Source organism: Thiomonas sp. OC7 (assembly GCF_900634595.1).
Classification (GTDB): Bacteria; Pseudomonadota; Gammaproteobacteria; order Burkholderiales; family Burkholderiaceae_C; genus Thiomonas; species Thiomonas arsenitoxydans.
This window is the reverse complement of record NZ_LR131953.1, coordinates 2,762,920-2,778,862: the sequence shown is the minus strand read 5'-3', so window position 1 is coordinate 2,778,862 and position 15,943 is coordinate 2,762,920. Positions and strand designations below refer to the sequence as shown.

Annotated in this window: 22 protein-coding genes; 17 read left to right on the top strand and 5 right to left on the bottom strand. The window is 64.2% G+C overall.

Annotated features, from left to right (window positions below):
- Window positions 1-2 precede the first annotated feature (2 nt).
- The 11 genes from BIO17B3_RS13380 to BIO17B3_RS13330 all read left to right on the top strand — a co-directional run bounded on the left by BIO17B3_RS13380 (window position 3) and on the right by BIO17B3_RS13330 (window position 8,719).
- Window positions 3-2,024, top strand: a complete 2,022-nt coding sequence (locus BIO17B3_RS13380) for a hypothetical protein (RefSeq protein ID WP_156054400.1) — start codon at window positions 3-5, stop codon at window positions 2,022-2,024.
- Window positions 2,025-2,098: 74 nt separating this feature from the next.
- Window positions 2,099-2,944 (top strand): glycosyltransferase family 2 protein, encoded by an 846-nt coding sequence (locus tag BIO17B3_RS13375; RefSeq protein WP_232054292.1) that lies wholly within the window; start codon window positions 2,099-2,101, stop codon window positions 2,942-2,944.
- A gap of 54 nt (window positions 2,945-2,998) precedes the next feature.
- On the top strand, window positions 2,999-3,226 hold the full coding sequence (locus BIO17B3_RS13370; RefSeq protein WP_156054398.1) for a type II toxin-antitoxin system Phd/YefM family antitoxin: 228 nt from the start codon (window positions 2,999-3,001) through the stop codon (window positions 3,224-3,226).
- Entirely contained in the window at window positions 3,223-3,609 is a 387-nt protein-coding gene (locus BIO17B3_RS13365) for a type II toxin-antitoxin system VapC family toxin (protein ID WP_156054397.1), read from the top strand. Before BIO17B3_RS13370 ends, BIO17B3_RS13365 begins: the two co-directional genes overlap by 4 nt.
- 77 nt (window positions 3,610-3,686) lie before the next feature.
- Entirely contained in the window at window positions 3,687-3,941 is a 255-nt protein-coding gene (locus tag BIO17B3_RS13360; protein ID WP_156054396.1) for a type II toxin-antitoxin system Phd/YefM family antitoxin, read from the top strand.
- Complete coding sequence (locus tag BIO17B3_RS13355) at window positions 3,941-4,426, top strand: type II toxin-antitoxin system VapC family toxin (protein ID WP_156054395.1); 486 nt, start codon at window positions 3,941-3,943, stop codon at window positions 4,424-4,426. Before BIO17B3_RS13360 ends, BIO17B3_RS13355 begins: the two co-directional genes overlap by 1 nt.
- Window positions 4,427-4,428: 2 nt before the next feature.
- Window positions 4,429-5,889: an oligosaccharide flippase family protein gene (locus tag BIO17B3_RS13350; RefSeq protein WP_156054394.1), complete on the top strand. Its 1,461-nt coding sequence runs from the start codon at window positions 4,429-4,431 to the stop codon at window positions 5,887-5,889.
- Window positions 5,889-6,935, top strand: a complete 1,047-nt coding sequence (locus BIO17B3_RS13345; protein WP_172979009.1) for a bifunctional 2-polyprenyl-6-hydroxyphenol methylase/3-demethylubiquinol 3-O-methyltransferase UbiG — start codon at window positions 5,889-5,891, stop codon at window positions 6,933-6,935. Before BIO17B3_RS13350 ends, BIO17B3_RS13345 begins: the two co-directional genes overlap by 1 nt.
- A gap of 5 nt (window positions 6,936-6,940) precedes the next feature.
- Window positions 6,941-7,876: a glycosyltransferase family 2 protein gene (locus BIO17B3_RS13340; RefSeq protein ID WP_156054392.1), complete on the top strand. Its 936-nt coding sequence runs from the start codon at window positions 6,941-6,943 to the stop codon at window positions 7,874-7,876.
- 127 nt (window positions 7,877-8,003) lie between these two features.
- A complete protein-coding gene (locus BIO17B3_RS13335; protein WP_156054391.1) occupies window positions 8,004-8,288 on the top strand; it encodes a type II toxin-antitoxin system Phd/YefM family antitoxin in 285 nt (94 codons plus the stop codon).
- Window positions 8,285-8,719, top strand: coding sequence for a putative toxin-antitoxin system toxin component, PIN family (locus BIO17B3_RS13330; RefSeq protein ID WP_156054390.1), 435 nt, complete (start codon window positions 8,285-8,287; stop codon window positions 8,717-8,719). Before BIO17B3_RS13335 ends, BIO17B3_RS13330 begins: the two co-directional genes overlap by 4 nt.
- A 7-nt stretch (window positions 8,720-8,726) precedes the next feature.
- On the opposite strand, the gene BIO17B3_RS13325 is transcribed toward BIO17B3_RS13330, so the two are convergent.
- Genes BIO17B3_RS13325 through BIO17B3_RS13305 form a run of 5 tightly spaced genes read right to left on the bottom strand, consistent with a single transcriptional unit; the run spans window position 8,727 to window position 11,547 of the window.
- Window positions 8,727-9,479, bottom strand: a complete 753-nt coding sequence (locus BIO17B3_RS13325) for a glycosyltransferase family 2 protein (RefSeq protein WP_255421411.1) — start codon at window positions 9,477-9,479, stop codon at window positions 8,727-8,729.
- Between the two features lie 6 nt (window positions 9,480-9,485).
- Window positions 9,486-9,755, bottom strand: a complete 270-nt coding sequence (locus BIO17B3_RS13320; RefSeq protein WP_156054388.1) for a glycosyltransferase family 2 protein — start codon at window positions 9,753-9,755, stop codon at window positions 9,486-9,488.
- Window positions 9,752-10,849: a glycosyltransferase gene (locus tag BIO17B3_RS13315; protein WP_156054387.1), complete on the bottom strand. Its 1,098-nt coding sequence runs from the start codon at window positions 10,847-10,849 to the stop codon at window positions 9,752-9,754. The genes BIO17B3_RS13320 and BIO17B3_RS13315 overlap by 4 nt, the downstream gene beginning before the upstream one ends.
- 22 nt (window positions 10,850-10,871) lie before the next feature.
- Window positions 10,872-11,318 (bottom strand): TA system VapC family ribonuclease toxin, encoded by a 447-nt coding sequence (locus BIO17B3_RS13310; RefSeq protein ID WP_156054386.1) that lies wholly within the window; start codon window positions 11,316-11,318, stop codon window positions 10,872-10,874.
- Window positions 11,308-11,547, bottom strand: a complete 240-nt coding sequence (locus BIO17B3_RS13305; RefSeq protein ID WP_156054385.1) for a DUF2191 domain-containing protein — start codon at window positions 11,545-11,547, stop codon at window positions 11,308-11,310. The genes BIO17B3_RS13310 and BIO17B3_RS13305 overlap by 11 nt, the downstream gene beginning before the upstream one ends.
- A 285-nt stretch (window positions 11,548-11,832) precedes the next feature.
- Between BIO17B3_RS13305 and BIO17B3_RS13300 the strand changes: the two genes are divergently transcribed.
- The 6 genes from BIO17B3_RS13300 to BIO17B3_RS13275 all read left to right on the top strand — a co-directional run bounded on the left by BIO17B3_RS13300 (window position 11,833) and on the right by BIO17B3_RS13275 (window position 15,915).
- The gene (locus BIO17B3_RS13300; RefSeq protein WP_156054384.1) at window positions 11,833-12,180 is read left to right on the top strand and encodes a UPF0175 family protein; all 348 of its coding nucleotides are present in this window, start codon (window positions 11,833-11,835) and stop codon (window positions 12,178-12,180) included.
- Window positions 12,159-12,656 (top strand): DUF3368 domain-containing protein, encoded by a 498-nt coding sequence (locus BIO17B3_RS13295; protein WP_156054383.1) that lies wholly within the window; start codon window positions 12,159-12,161, stop codon window positions 12,654-12,656. The genes BIO17B3_RS13300 and BIO17B3_RS13295 overlap by 22 nt, the downstream gene beginning before the upstream one ends.
- A gap of 21 nt (window positions 12,657-12,677) precedes the next feature.
- Window positions 12,678-12,851, top strand: a complete 174-nt coding sequence (locus BIO17B3_RS13290; protein WP_156054382.1) for a hypothetical protein — start codon at window positions 12,678-12,680, stop codon at window positions 12,849-12,851.
- Window positions 12,852-12,974: 123 nt separating this feature from the next.
- Window positions 12,975-13,550: a LemA family protein gene (locus BIO17B3_RS13285; RefSeq protein WP_156054381.1), complete on the top strand. Its 576-nt coding sequence runs from the start codon at window positions 12,975-12,977 to the stop codon at window positions 13,548-13,550.
- Window positions 13,551-13,590: 40 nt separating this feature from the next.
- Window positions 13,591-14,475, top strand: a complete 885-nt coding sequence (locus BIO17B3_RS13280) for a GIDE domain-containing protein (RefSeq protein ID WP_156054380.1) — start codon at window positions 13,591-13,593, stop codon at window positions 14,473-14,475.
- Between the two features lie 189 nt (window positions 14,476-14,664).
- Window positions 14,665-15,915, top strand: coding sequence for a class I SAM-dependent RNA methyltransferase (locus tag BIO17B3_RS13275; RefSeq protein ID WP_156054379.1), 1,251 nt, complete (start codon window positions 14,665-14,667; stop codon window positions 15,913-15,915).
- The last annotated feature ends 28 nt before the right edge of the window (window positions 15,916-15,943 follow it).

Here is a 15,943-nt window from a genome sequence, read left to right as displayed (position 1 = left end):
CCATGCACAACAACGAACCGTCTTCCAGCACCGCGCCGGCCCATCGCCGCATGCTGCCGCTCGCTGCGCTGGCGGTGTTGCTGGCGCTGGCCTGGCTGGCTTACTGGCCCGGGCGCACCGGGCCTTTTCTGTTCGACGATTTTTCCAACCTCGCCCCGCTGGGCGACTATGGGCAAATCGACACATGGTGGAAAGCGGTGGCCTTTCTCACCTCGGGTTTTGCCGGGCCGACGGGACGGCCGCTGTCGCTCGCCACCTTTCTGCTCGATGCCCGCAACTGGCCCGCAGCGCCCGAGGCGTTCAAGCTCACCAACGTGGCGTTTCACCTGCTCAACGGCGTACTGCTCGCGGGTCTGAGTGCGGCGCTGGCGCGGGCGCTCGGTCTGGCGCGGCAGCCCGCCGCCTGGGTGGGCGTGCTGAGCGCAGGGCTGTGGCTGCTCGACCCGTTCTGGGTGAGCACCACGCTGTATGTGGTGCAGCGCATGGCCATGCTCGCCGCCACCTTTGTATTCGCCGGGCTTTGGGGCTACGCGCATGGCCGGTCGTTGCTGGCGCAGGGGCGCAGGCGCACGGCTTATGTGTGGATGAGCCTCTCGCTGGCGCTGGGCACACTGCTGGCGGTGCTTTCCAAAGAGAACGGCGCGTTGTTGCCGGTATTGGCCTGGGTGCTGGAGGCGCTGGTGTTCGACCGCCAGCACACGGCCGTCGCGCAAGGCGGGCGCACGTTTCTCGTCTGGCGCTGGGTGTTCATCCGTCTGCCCGCGCTGGCGGTGCTGGGCTATCTCGCCACCTTTCTGCCGGGCTTGTGGACGGGCGCGATGGCCGGGCGCGACTTCACGCCGCTGCAGCGTCTGCTGACCGAAAGCCGCATTGTGTGGACGTATCTGGGCGACATCTGGCTGGCGCGCACCCATGACGGCGGCTTGTTCCACGACGACATCGTGCTCTCCACCGGGCTGCTGCAGCCGCCGTCCACGCTGCTGGCCGTGCTCGGCATCCTGGCGCTCATCGTCTTTGCCGCGCTGTCGCGCTGGGCGCGCAGCCCCGTAGTGGCTGCGGCGGGTGTCGCCGTGGGCTTCTATCTCGCCGGACAGGTGATGGAAAGCACCTGGCTGCAGCTCGAACTCGCCTTCGAACATCGCAACTACCTGCCGGCTGCGCTGATGTTTCTGCCGCTGGCCATCTGGCTGGTGCGCGCCGCGCAAGGCAGCGAGGCGCAAGCCGCGCCGCGCAGGCGCTGGCCCATCTGGTTCGCCGTGGCGCTGCTGGCCTTGTTTGCGCTGCAGACCGCGCGCCGGGCCGATGTCTGGGGCAAGCCCTTCCAGCAAGCGCTGGTCTGGGCACGCGAACACCCGGATTCGCCACGGGCGCAAGGCTATCTGGCCAATTTCTGGAGCAATGTCGGCAACACCCCCGAGGCCGCGCGCCTGCTCGATGCCGCATTGCGCGAACATCCGCACAGCCTCATTCTGCTGATCAACCGCGCTGGCGTGGCCTGCGCGCAAGGCCAGGCGCCCGAGGGCTTGCGCACCAGCCTGCTGCAGGCTGCCCGCACCGCCGATCTGGCCGACAACGTGACCCAATACCAGTTCGGCAAATTGCTCGATGGCCTGGGCACCTGCACCGCGCTAGGCGCTGACTTCAGCCAAGACCTGATTGCTGCGGCGCTGGCCAATCCGCATGCGAGGCAGACCACGGTGCAGCGCGATTTGCTGCACCGTGAAGCCCTCTCGGCCCTCGCCGCGGGGCATGCGCAAGCGGCCTATGCGCTCGACCTGCAAGCCTTGCGGCTGCCCGGTCTGCCGGTGGGCGCACGCTTGCGCTTTGCCGTGGAACTCGCTAGCGCCGGGCATCAGCAAAAGGCGCTCGACCTGCTCAACGCCGTGCCGTCGCCGCTGGCGCACATTCATGGCTGGAGCATGGCCGCCCTGCACCAGCGCTGGCTGCGGCATGTGGGCTTTTATCAGGACAGCGAGGCGCATCTGCGCAAGGTGCTAGCCGAAGAAATCGGGGAGAAGAAATGACGACTGATCTGCAGGGAGTCAGGTCTGGCCTTGATGCATTTGCCACAAAGCCGGAGCTGACCCCAAAGACTTCTTTGTCCGTCATTCTCCCCGCCCGCAACGAAGTCGGCGCTGTGGGGCAGACGGTCGCTCGCATCCGCGCGCTCTACCCAGAAGCCGAAGTCATCGTAGTGAACGACGGCTCCACCGACGCCACCGCCGCTGTGGCCGAGCAGGCGGGCGCGCGGGTCATCAGCAAGCCTTATGGCATGGGCAACGGCGCCGCCATCAAAACCGGCGCGCGCGCCGCGCTTGGCGAGGCGCTGGTGTTCATGGACGCCGACGGGCAGCACGACCCGGCCGACATTCCCCGCCTGCTCGCCAAGCTGGGTGAAGGCTACGACATGGCCGTGGGCGCGCGAGGCGACGGCTCGCAGGCCAGTGTGGGCCGTGGCCTGGCCAACGGCCTGTACAACCGCTTGGCGAGCTGGATGACCAACCACCCCGTGCTCGACCTCACCAGCGGCTTTCGCGCAGCGCGGGCCGACAAGTTCCGCGAATTCATTCATTTGCTGCCCAACGGGTTCTCTTACCCCACCACCAGCACCATGGCGTTTTTCCGCAGCGCCTACCCGGTGGCCTATGTGCCCATCGTGGCGGCAAGGCGCATCGGCAAGAGCCACATCCGCCCGCTACGTGACGGCGTGCGCTTTTTGCTCATCATTTTCAAGATCGCCACGCTGTATTCGCCGCTCAAGCTGTTCGCGCCGGTGGCTGCGGGCTTCTTCCTGCTGGGCCTGGGCAACTATGCCTACACCTTCACCATTGGCCATCGCTTCACCAATATGAGCGCGCTGCTCATGAGCGCAGCGGTCATCGTGTTCCTCATCGGGCTGATCTCGGAGCAGATCACCAACCTGACGTACAAGCGCGATGGGTGACAGCGGCTGGCCTGCGGGTTAATATGGACTAACAACCTTAGCCAACCTCACACCATGCCCCAGATCGTCAACGTCCACGATGCCAAAACCCATCTGTCGCGCCTGATCGACCAGGCGCACGCGGGCGAAGAAATCATCCTCGCCAAAGCGGGCAAGCCATATGCGCGGCTCATGCCGCTAGCCACGCCCGTCAAACGCCGTCTTGGCATTCTTCCCGGCCATGTGGACGACAGTTTTTTTGACCCCTTGCCGGAACAGGAACTCAAGGCCTGGGAACCATGAGGCTGCTGCTCGACACGCACATTCTGCTCTGGGCCGTGCTGGAGCCCGAAAGGCTGCGCGCCCCTTTGCGGGCGCTGCTTGAAGACCCCGACAACACGCTGCTCGCCAGTTCGGTCTCGGCTTTTGAAATCGCCACCAAGCACCGCCTGGGAAAACTTCCTGGCGCGGCGCAGTTGCTCGATCAGTACGCCTACGCACTGGGCGAACTCGGCGCCTGCGAACTCGCCATCACCACAGCCCATGCACTCAAGGCTGCAAGCTGGAGCAGCCCGCACCGAGACCCGTTTGACCGCCTGCTCGCCGCACAGGCCAGCGTTGAGCGCGTTCCCCTCGTCAGCGTCGATCCCGTCATGCCCGAATTTGGCATCGAGGTCATTGCCTGATCTCTCCCACGATGACGTACAAGCGCGATGGGTGAAGGCCTAAGATCGAGCTGGCCATTTCACAGAGTGAGCGCACCATGAAAACCGTCCCCGTCTATGAAGCCAAAAACCGCTTCTCCGAACTGCTGGTAGCCGCGGAGCAGGGAGAGGTTGTTTCCATCACGCGACGCGGAACGCCCGTCGCGCGGCTGATCGCCGAACCCGCCGCCAAATCAGGCAAGGCGGAGGCCAGGCGCCGCATCGCCGCCAGCTTTTCTCGCTTGCGCACCTGGCGCGACGAGGTGCAACTCGAAGGCGACATCAAGGCGCTCTCCCGCGAAGGCGCGCGCTGATGCCCTTCGTCATCGACAACTCGGTGGTCTGCGGGTGGTTTCTCTCCAACCAGGCCACGCCCTACACCGAGGCCATTGCGCAACGCCTGCTGGACGGCACCGCCATTGCGCCCGGACTATGGCCGCTGGAACTCGCCAATGTGCTGCGCACGGCATGCAAGCGCGGCGCGCTCGTGGCGCAGCGAGCGCAGGAAATCAGCGCGGAAATTTGCGCCCTGCCCATCACGATTGACGCGGAGCCGCAGTCGCCCGCGGCACTCCACGCCCTCGCCCTGCGTTTCGATCTCTCAAGAAAACGCAGGGCCGCCCCAAGTTTCCTTGACCCCCGCGGGGGGCGGGCTGGGCGCAGCCCAGCCCCGGGGGCGCTCACCAGCGATGACGCCGCCTACTTGGAACTCGCCCTGCGCCTGCAGTTACCCATCGCCACGCAAGACGCTGCTTTGATGCAGGCCGCAATGGCTGCAGGCGTGGGCGTGGCGCGCTGAACATGAGCCGCAAGGTCGCGCACAACGCCCTGTGGAATGTCGGCGGACAGTTGGTGACGCTGGGCGTGGGGCTGGTGGCGCTGCCCATCCTGCTGCATGCGCTGGGCGCGGCGCGGCTGGGCGTGTTCACCCTGGCGCTGGGATTGATCGGGTTTTCCGGGCTGTTCGATCTCGGCCTCAGCCGCGCGCTCACGCAAACCGTCTCCAGCAGCCTGGGGCTGGGGCGCTCCCGTGCGCAGGTGGCGGCGCTGGTGTGGCGCGTCATCGGCCTGCTCGCGGGCTTTGGCGTGCTGTGGCTGGTGGCGCTGTGGTGGGCCGCGCCGTTTCTGGTGGAGCGGCTGTTTTCGCTCAGCGGCGAGATGGCGCGCGAAACCCTTTTCGGCCTGCGTGCGCTCGCGCTGTCCATCCCCTTCGCACTGGCCGCCACCGGGGCGATGGGCACGCTGGAAGGTCTGCAACAGTTCCGCCTGCTCAGCCTGTGGCGCATGCCCATGAGCCTGCTGCAATTCGGCCTGCCGGTGATCGTGGCGTTGATCCGCCCCGACATCGGCTGGGTGATCGCCGCGCTGGCCGCCACCCGCGTGGCGTGGATGGCGCTGTGGCTCACGCAGTTGCAGCGCCTGCTGCCGCGCGAGCCCGGCATCCGCGCCAGCCGTGACGACTTGCGCCACGCCCTGCACTTTGGCGGCTGGCTGTCGGTGAGCAACCTCATCGGCCCGCTGATGGTCTATGCCGACCGCTTTTATCTCGCCAGCCTGTTTCCGCCGGCGACGGTGGCGTATTACACCGTGCCGTTGGACGGCGTTTCACGCATGGGTAATTTAGCTTCCATGGCGATGGGAGCCGTGTTTCCGGCATTTGCCGAATCGCAAACTGAGCCGACGCGCGCCGTTCCATTGCTGCGGTTTTCCAACCATGCCCTGGTTGCGCTGATGCTGCCACCGCTGCTCCTCGCGGCCACATTTGCGTTGCCTCTGCTCACTTTCTGGTTGGGTGCAGCGTTCGCGCAGGAATCCACACGCGTTTTTCAGTGGCTGGCGCTCGGGGTATTTCTCAATGGCAACGCACACCTGCCCTATGCGCTGCTGCAGGCGCATGGGCGCTCCGATCTCACAGCCAAAATGCATATCTTGGAGTTGCCGATATTTGCCGCTGTTTTGGTATGGGGTGTCGCGCGGTGGGGCATCGAAGGTGCGGCGCTGGCCTGGACACTGCGTGTAGCAATGGATACCGGCTTGCTCTACATGGCGGCATCGCGTCTGGCTCTTCCGCTTCGCACCGTACTGCACCGCAGCGTTTTACTGGTACTCACCGCTGCAGCGGTGCTCTGCATCCCCTTGATAACGACAAATTCTCTGGCACTCGGCATTCTGGCATTGTGTATCTGCGTTGCGTGCGGCATCGTGGCTCTCGGCCTGTTGCGGCAATGGCGCATAAGCCAGCCTCTGCGTTTACAGCCATGATGAACCAACGACAAGACTGGCCGACAGACGGCCTGGAATCCGTACCAGCATGCCCGGTTTGCGGCAGTACTTCTCGCGCACTGCTGTACGAGGAACTGACGGACATCGTATTTGGCACGGCTCCTGGCAGATGGACGCTCTATCGCTGCATCCAATGCGAAGCGGCTTATCTCGATCCGCGCCCAACCCCCAGCAGCATCGGGCTTGCCTATGCGCATTACTACACCCATACGACAGAAGATTCACCGGAAGGCCGCCCTAAAAGCCCTCTGGTCAGACTTCTACATGGCTGGGTGAATGATCACTTCAATGCACGGTATGGATTGACCCGCACACCCGCTTCATGGGGTGGTCGCTGGCTAATTCCGCTGGTGCCCTTCTTTTTTGCAAAATCTCGCGCCAAGATGCGTCATCTCACGCCTCCACTGCCCGGAGGCGGACGGCTGCTGGACGTCGGTTTTGGTAACGGCAGCTTTCTCAAGATTGCGAGTGAAATGGGTTGGCGTGCAGAAGGTATTGACTTCGACGCAAAGGCCGTCGAAGTCGCGCGGGCGCGAGATTTGAATGTTTCTTGTACGTCTGTTAGCGAGTTAGCGGCCCGCCCCTGCAACGAAAGCTACGACGTCATTACGCTGAGCCATGTCATCGAACATGTGCATGACCCCATCGCCCTGCTGCATGACCTTTACCGACTACTCAAGCCGGGTGGGCGCCTGTGGCTGGAAACACCCAATATCAACAGTCTGGGCGCTGTCCGGTTCAAGAAATACTGGCGTGGTTTGGAAGTACCCCGGCATCTGGTGCTGTTCAGCCCTAGTTCCTTGCAAACCTCTTTGATGAATGCAGGTTTCAAGCAAATCGAACAACATTGGCATGGCATGGCTGCGCTCTCGATGTACTCCGAAAGCGGAGCACTTGCACATCGGCAAGACACTCAAGAGGCTAGCCGCCAGATTATTCCTTCGATCGCAGCCATCATCGATGAAGTGCGGGAAATGATGCAACCCTCTCGGCGAGAATTTCTCACCTTTTCCGCGCGCAAATAGGCCCCATGCAACCATCTGCAAGCAGCAAGGTGTTTGCTGTCGTCGTGGCTTATCTGCCCGATGTCGCTGTGCTGCGCGCGCTGCTCGATGCGCTGCTCGCGCAAACCGCGGGCGTGTTCGTGGTGGACAACACGCCCGCAGCAGACCGGCGCGTGGAAGCGCTGTGCGCCGCATTGCCGCAACCCCCACTGCACCTGATCCGCCTGGGCGACAACTTCGGCATCGCGCGCGCTTTGAACATCGGCATCGACGCCGCGCTTGCCGCAGGCGCCACGCAGGTGCTGCTGAGCGATCAGGACAGTCTGCCCGCGCCCGACATGGTGGCGGCGCTGCTGGCCGCCATGGACGATTTGCAGCGCGCCGGGCGGCGCGTCGGGGCCGTCGGCCCCACTTACACCGACCGCCATACCGGCATCACCTTTCCCTTTCAGGCGCACATCCCGGGCAGGTTTTTCTATGGCCATCGCAGGCCGGATGCCGCGCATCCCACGGTGGAGGCACTGACGCTGATCACCTCCGGCACCTTGGTTCCCGCCGCTGTGCTGCGCGAAGTGGGGCCGATGCGCGAGGATTTTTTCATTGATTACGTAGACAATGAATGGAACCATCGTGCGCGCGCGGCGGGTTATTTGCTGTTCGGTGTAGGCGCAGCGGCGATGTTCCACCGCATGGGTGATCAGACGCTGCAAATTTGGATTTTTGGCTGGCGGCAGACAAGCGCCTACAGCCCGGTGCGGGTGTACTACCGCATCCGCAACTTCGTGGCGCTGTGCCGCCAGCCGATCATTCCCTGGGATTGGAAGCTGCGCAAGTGCTATTACCTACTGGGTTTTGTCTACACCCAAACCGTGTTCGGCCAGCAACGCCTCGTGGCCTTGCGCATGGCCGCGCGCGGCCTGTGGGACGGCCTGCGCGGGCGCATGGGGCCGTGGCGGGGGTGATGCTGCAGCTTGGTCATGGCAATCGGCCGCAATGGACGCTCGATCTGTCAAGGCAGGCCGTGGCCAAGCCAAACCTGTCTATTCTAGCTATAATGGCTAGAATAGACAGTTCACGCAGGAGTCTTCCATGATCACCGTCACCTCGGTCGAAGCCCAGAACCGCTTTGGGCAGTTGCTGGATACCGTGCAGCGCGAGCCGGTGGTCGTCACCCGGCATGGGCGCGCAGCGGCGTTCATCGTCTCGCCGCAAGACATGCAGGATTTGCAGGCGCTGCAGGCTGCACGGCGCAAACGCAACACGGCGGTGGCGGAGTTCGAGGCCGCATTGGCCAAGAGCGACGTCCAGCTCACACCCGCCGCGCGGACGTTGACGGATGAAGATGTGCTGCGTCTGGTCAAAGAATCGCGGTGAGCGGCCGACAGCGGGTTGTCATCGATACCAACACGCTGATCGGCGCCATGTTGCGCCCGGATTCAGTGCCGCGACAGGCGCTGTTGAATGCGCTGCGCACCTGCGAGCTTGCGACTTGTGTTGCCACTTTGGATGAGTTGCGCGAGGTTTTGCAGCGTCCCAAATTCGACCGCTATCTGCCTCTGCAAGCGCGGCTTGATTTCTTGGGCTTGGTCTCCAGGCACGCGCAACTTGTGGAGGTTGATGCAGCGAGCGAGCAGGCTGCTTCTGGCGCGTGCCGAGACGCGAACGATGCCAAGTTTCTGGCACTTGCCTTGGCGTGTCATGCGGTGGCCCTGGTCACCAGCGACGCCGATCTGCTCGTCTTGCACCCCTGGCACGGCTTGCCCATTTTGACGCCCGCCGCTTTTTTGCAAACCGTGGGCGAGTGAGGCGGCATCAGCGAATTTCCGGCGCACCGTGGCGCAGCAGCATGCGCAGTTTGTGCGGCAGCCAGTGAAAGCGGCGCATGAAGCGCCAGCCGGATTGTTTTTTGTGGGTTTGCAACTGATGTCGCAGCGCGCTGATGGCTTCACGTTCCCGCCACAGGACGGGAAGAATCGCGCCATAAATGCGCGCGACCTTGCCGCGTCCCGAACCAGAAATCCATAGGAACAGCGCCTCGATACCCAGCAGCAGCGCGTGGATGGGCAGCAGAACCAGCAGCGCCCAGGCGGGATAGCAGAGCAGCATCACGGCTGTCTTGTTGCGCTCGCTCAGGGCGCGGCGGCGCGCGGTGGTTTTGAGCTTGTCATCCATCACTTTGCCGCCGCCCAGGTTCTTGCCGATCCATTGATCGAAGCCGGGCGCGTCCAGCACGCGCGTGGGGTAGCCGAGCAGTCGTGCGGCCTGACAAAGATAAATGTCCTCGGCAATGGACTCGAACCAGGGCGGAAACCCGCCGACGGCACTCCAGACCTCGCGCGGAATCCAGAGGCAGGCGCCTGTCGCGGTGGCCACTTCGTGCACGCCGGTGGTGAATACGGGGATCGGGTTCATGAACAGGTCGAACTCGTAGCCGCGATCGACCAGACTCCCGTCGTGCAGGGTGTATTGCGGCAACCCGAGCACCGCTGGGATTGTGGTGTAGCACGCCTCACGCAACAGGGCATCGAGGCTGCCCGGGCGCAGCACGGCATCGTTGTTGAGCAGCAGCAGTTAGTGCCCGCGTGCGGCTTCCGCCATGCGGTTATTGCTGATGCAAAAACCCACGTTGTCGCGGCCCTGAATCACGCGGACATCTGGGAATTCGTTTCGAATCAATGCCACCGAGCCGTCGGTCGAGGCGTCATCATGCAGGAGCACTTCGATCTGGAAATCAGTGCGTTGCGCATAGACCGAATTGAGGCAGTCGCGCAACATGCCTTCGCCGTTGTAGTTGGCGATGCAGACGCTGATCTCCGGCGAAATGTCGCGTACTTGGGTCACGGTTCTGCCTTGTATCGCTGATGCAGCGCTCGCAATGCCGGGCAGAGCCGCTGCACGATGGTGAGGACGGAGAGTCTGTCGCGATACAGCACTTGGCCACGCATTCCGATTTCAGGAAGCGCGCTGCGCTTTTCAAATGCCCAGCGCAGCGCAGCGGCAAGGGCTTGCGGGTTCGCCTGCGGAACCAACAGGCAGTTGTCTTTGTCGCGCAATCCGAAGTCTTCGTCAATCGCACCGATCACTGTGGCCTTACCCAGTGCGAGCGCTTGCGAAGTCTTGCTGGTGATGACACGCCGCGCCTGAGGCGTGCCGCCGAACGGGCCGCCAAGGCAAAGGTCAGCATGAGGAATCTCCTTGCTCACCAATGCATCCAACGGCACCCAGCTGCGGTGGGTGTATTGCGTGATGTCATGCCGTGCACATAGCTGGCGCAGATGCCGCGCCTGCTTGGCGTTGCCGCCGATGAAGTCGAAGCGGATCGGCAAATTCTTCAACAGTCCTGCGGCAGCCACAATCACATCAACACCATGAAGCGGCAACATCGAGCCATAAAAAAGGATTGAAAACCCGTCGTCGCCAGAATGCTGCTCCTGCTTATCGGCGCCAATGGGCTGTTCTGCCGCTCCGACGGGCACTGCAAGTAATTTGGAGCGCGGCAGTCCGAATTGCTGAACATAAAAGTCGACATGCTGTTGGGTATCCGTTAACACCAAGTCGGCATTTCGCAAAATGCCGAGTTCCAGCCAACGCATCACAGGAGCGAACAATTGGCCGAGCATGCCCGCCTTCTTTTCCTCTCCCAGAGCCGCTGACGGAGACATCAGGGCATCGAAAACAAGCGGCCTCCCCAGCGACAGCCAGCGCACTGGCCAGAACATCTCATGCCCACGAAAACCGATCACATAGAGATCTGGCTTATGTTCCCTCTTGAGGCGCAGCAATGTCGCCCACGTCTCCAGATAGCGCCTCAAACCGGTGCTGCGATTGCGCGCCACGAATAACTCAATATCTCCACACTCGCCCATCGCACGAACAAGCCCCTGACTTCGGATGTAGTCGGGTGCGCGATAAGCAACGATGTAAACGACCTTCAAAGCTTGGTTATTTGTTGTGGCATCAAATCAGTTCACGCAGTGGCAGCCGAGTGAACTGGCTGCGCGGCAGCAAGTGTTTGAAGCCAGCATCGAAACTGACCAGATGCTCGCCCTGATGGATGACGGCGGCGGCTAGCCAGGCATCGGGCACGGCGTGGGCGCTCAGCGCCATGTCTGCACACAATTTGCGCAGCGTAGGCCATTCACCGCCCAGGCTGGGCTGCTGGACGCCAGGGGCGGCGAGCAGTGCATCGATGAAGCGCAAGGCATCAGGCATCGGCGTGGGCTGGACGAACACTCTCGGGTGCGTCACCAGCCGCAGAAAACTGGCAATGACCATGGGTTGCAAGGTCAGCATCGTGCCACGCGCGGCATTGCTGACGGCCTGTTCCAGCCAGCCCCGCGCCTCGCCGTGGTGCGGATGGTCGCTACGCGAGGCAGCGACCAGCACGTTGACGTCAGGCGTCATGCCCTGCGGCTTCCAGCATGGCCTTGTTGCTCAATCCATCGAGCCCAGGCGCCAACCCGCCTTTGCCACGATACACCGGAATGCGAACGGCCATGACTGGCGCGTCAAGCTGGCGCACGCGCCATTGCAACCCCTCCTCGATCAGGCGCGTCAGGCTGGTGCGCTGCTGCGCCGCCAGCGCCCTGGCCTGAGTCAGCAAGGCATCATTCAAGTTGAGCGTGGTTTTCATCGGTGTTCGTAAGTTCGTACAGATTTCTGTAGTTTATGGGAAGCTGCGCTGTTTCAAGTTCAACCCGGAGACGTGGCTCGCAGGCTCAGGAAAGAGCTTGCTCGGGGTCAATAGCTTGCTCGGGGTCAGGTCTAGCCTTGATGCAAATGCTACACAGCTAGACCTGACCCCATCCATTCCCAGCACCATGTCAAACAGCCCGCTCGGGGTCACCTGGCCCTACTCATCTTCTTCAAGCGGAAATGCTAGGATGATTCCCATCTCATCTTCCCATGGAGGATAGGCATGGAAACGGTGAATGTCAGCAGTCTGAAGAACAATCCCAGCGAAGCCTTGCGCAAGGCGCATGGCGACGTGGTGGTGGTGATGAACCGCGACCGTCCCGACGCGTTGATGGTGGGCATTGAATCAGTGGGGGCGCTGTCGTTCGCGGGCGTGAAACCCGCGCTGGCGACCGCTCTGTTCCGCGACGGCGCCTTGTCGCTGCCGCGCGCGGCGGCGTTGGCGGGCATGCCGGTGAGCGCGTTCGCCGCGCATCTGTCGCGTCTGGGAATCGCCGTCGTTCGGCTCGACGCACAGGAGGCGGCGCGCGACATGGACACGCTCGACGCATGGCTGGCCGCATCGTCCTGATCGACGCCAGCCCGGTGATCGGATTGGCGCGCGTGGACGGCTTGCCGTGGCTGGGCGCCCTGTTCGGCACGGTCTGGATTCCGCCGGAGGTCAGGGGCGAGGTGCTGGCGGACAAGGGCTACGCGGAAGAGGCCGCCATCCGGGACGCCGAACTGCGAGGATGGCTGCGCGCCAGCGCGCAAGCCCCCACTTTGCCGGAACTGCCCGATCTGGACGCAGGGGAGGCCAGTTGCATCCGCCTCGCGCTCGCCCACGACGGCCCGGCGCTGTTGCTGATGGATGAACGGGCGGGACGCGCCATCGCCCAGGAACACGGCTTGTCCGTTGCCGGCACCGCGGCAGTCATCGGCATGGCGAAATCCCGGCAACTGATTCCGTCCGCCCGCGCGGTGTTCGAGCGTCTGCACCGCTCGGATTTCCGCATCTCGGCACAGGTCATCGACACGGTGTTGCGACGCGTTGGAGAACCGGCGTAGCCCGGACGGAGGCTGCAGATCGTGGGGAAAATCTCCCGCAAGCGCACCCGCGCCCAGACCCTCAAGCTGCCTGCCTCCACGCCGCGCAACCCGCTGGTGGCGCCAGCGCTGCAGCGCAAGGCGGGGGCGCATCGCAAGAGCAACAAGGCGCTGCGGCGCGGGCTGCGGTCGGGGCGTAAGCCGGTGTCGGAGTGATCCGGGCGGGGCACCCCGCTGTTCCGTAGGCGCCACAGCGGCGGGCGGCTGAATCGCTGGAACGGCGCGGTTTCACCCGCCAAACGTAAACTGCGCAACATCCCGTTTCAACTGGAACCGCCCATGATCGTCACGCTCGTCATCCTCGTTCTGCTCGTTGCGCTGCTGTTTTACGGCGTGATGATTTACAACAATCTGGTGAATCTCAAGCATGCAATCTCGCAGGCTTGGGCGAATATCGATGTGCTGCTCAAACAGCGTCACGACGAGTTGCCCAAGTTGGTGGAGGTTTGCAAGCAGTCGATGCATTTCGAGCAGGAGACGCTGGAGCGCGTGGTGCGCGCCCGCTCGCAGGTGCAAGAGGCGCGCGAAGCGGGGGATGTGCGCGGCCTAGGCCGTGCCGAAGGGGCGATGCGCAGCGGGCTGGGGGCTTTGTTCGCGGTGGCCGAGGCTTACCCCGACCTGAAAACCAACGAGACTTTCCAGCATTTGCAGGCGCGCATCAGCGGGCTGGAGGAAAGCATTGCCGACCGGCGCGAGTTCTACAACGCGGCGGTGAATGCGAACAATGTGCGCATCGAGCAGTTTCCCGACGTGATCGTGGCGCGGCTGCTGGCCTTCGGCCCGGCGGAGTTGTTCAAGGTGGCCTCTGCCGAGCGGGCCGATGTCGATCTGAAGGGCTTGTTCGCCGCGTCGTGATGCTGGCCGCGTTGATGCCCGGCAATGCTGCTGCGCACCTATGTTGAGCGGCTTGTCGCCCAGCGGCGCGGCGCCGCAGGTGCTGTTCATGGCGCTGGCTTTGGGCGCGGTTGGGCTGGTGCAGTTTTTCCGCTTGCAGCGCCGCCGCCGGGTGATGGAGGACATGCCGACGGCCCGCATCCGTTCTGCAGCGCAGGGCTATGTGGAGCTGATCGGCCGGGCGCTGCCGCCCGACGCGCCGCTGTTTTCGCCCATCACCCGCACGCCGTGCTGCTGGTATCGCTACAAAATCGAAAAACGCGACGACGACAACAAAAACAGTTGGTCGGTGCAGGAGCAGGGCAAGAGCACGACCCAGTTCTGGCTCGATGACGACACAGGTCGCTGCATCGTTGACCCCGAGGGCGCGGAAGTGCGCGCTCGCTCGCGCAACACCTGGACGGGCGCCGCCGCGCAACTCATTCCCGGCACGAGCGAGGTGCTGATGACGGGCGACAGCGATCACCGCTACACCGAGCATCTCATCCTGCCGGGCCAGACGCTCTATGCCCTGGGCTGGTTTTCCAGCCTCTCGCCGCTGCAGGCCTCGGCCCACGAGGAAGTACGCGAGCGCATCGCCGCGTGGAAAGCCGATCCGCAGCAGCGGCGCGCCTTCGACGCCAACCGAGACGGCGAGCTGGACATGGCCGAGTTCGAGCAACTGCGCCAGCAGGCCGCCGCAGCCGTGGAAGCCGACCGCCGCGAACGCGCCGCGCAGCCGCAGACGCATGTACTGAAAAAGCCGAAAGACCGCCGCTTGTTTCTGCTCACCACCGAACCGCACGACGATCTCGGCGGCAAGCTGCGCTGGCAGGCGTGGGCCTGGCTGGCGGCGGGCGTGCTGGGGCTGGCTTACGGCGGGGCGGGGCTGCTGATGCGGGTTTGATCGACGCCCGCAATCTCCCCACCCCTACCCTCCCCACGAGTGGGGAGGGAGCAGAAATCACCTCCTCCACGAAGTGGGGGAGGCCGGGAGGGGCATCGTTTGCGCCGCGCAGCGCCGTTTTCTCCTCCTCCACGAAGTGGGGGAGGCCGGGAGGGGGAGTCTTGCTGCCATCGGTCATACGATGGCGGCATGCAATCGCCCTATTCCTCCGTCTACAAAAAGCGCCGCGCGGCCGCACAGCCGCCAGCGGCGCCCAACGCCTTCGATTTTTTCCTGCCCTGCCCGCGCGGCGTCGAGGCCGCACTGGCCGACGAAGTGAAGGCGCTAGCCGAGCACAGCCCCACCCTGCGAGCGGGTATGCCGACGCCCGGTGGCCTGCCCGTGCAAGGCAGCCTGACGGATGCGATGCGGCTGAACCTGCACTGCCGCCTGCCCAGCCGGGTGTTGCTGCTGGGCGGCAGTTGCAGCTATGCCGACGCCGAAGACATCTATCACCTGGCCCGCGATCTGGCTTGGGAAAAATGGTTCGACGTGACCCAGGCGCTGCGCGTGGACGTGACCGCCGAGCGCAGCCCGCTTGCGAGCATCAAGTTCGCCGCGCTGCGGGTGAAAGACGGCATCTGCGACCGATTTCGCGCGCTGACGGGCGAGCGCCCGGACGTGGACACCGCGCACCCGGATGTGCGCATCCACCTGCATCTGCGCGAGGCCGACGCCCTGCTCTACCTCGACACCAGCGGCGAGCCGTTGTTCAAGCGCGGCTGGCGCAGCGAGCACGGCGCGGCGCCGCTGAAAGAGCACCTGGCCGCCGGCCTGCTCAAGCTCTCGGGCTGGACGCCGGGCGACGTGCTGTTCGACCCGCTGTGCGGCTCGGGCACGCTGGTCATCGAGGCCGCGCAGATGGCGGCCCACCGCGCGCCGGGGCTCGATCGCAGCTTCGGCTTCGAGGCGCTGCAGGGCTTCGACATGGACGCCTGGAACGCGATGCGCGAGCAGGCCCGGCAAGCGGTGCGCCCGCTGACGCCGGGCCAGTTTTTCGCCGCCGACATCGACCCGGCGAATGTGCGCATGACGCTGGACAACGCCCGCCGCGCCGGGGTGGACGGCGCAATTGCCGCGCAAGCGGGCGACGCGATCGCGGCCATTCCCCCGGTGGACGCCGCCGCCCTGCCGGCCGGACAAGCGGCCTGGCTCATCAGCAACCCGCCTTACAACGAGCGCATTGCACCAGAAGGCGAGGCCGCGGATGACTTCGCCCCGCAACTCGCCCGCACCCTCAAGCAGCGTTTCGCCGGTTGGCATGTGGCGCTACTGGCCGCCGATCTGCATTGGGACAAGGCGCTGCGCCTCAAACCGCGACGCCGCATCGTGCTGTTCAACGGCACGATCGAATGCCGCCTGATGCTCATCGACATGGTCGCGGGCAGCGCGCGGGGGTAGGCTCGGCGCAGCTCAGCCACGCCGGATT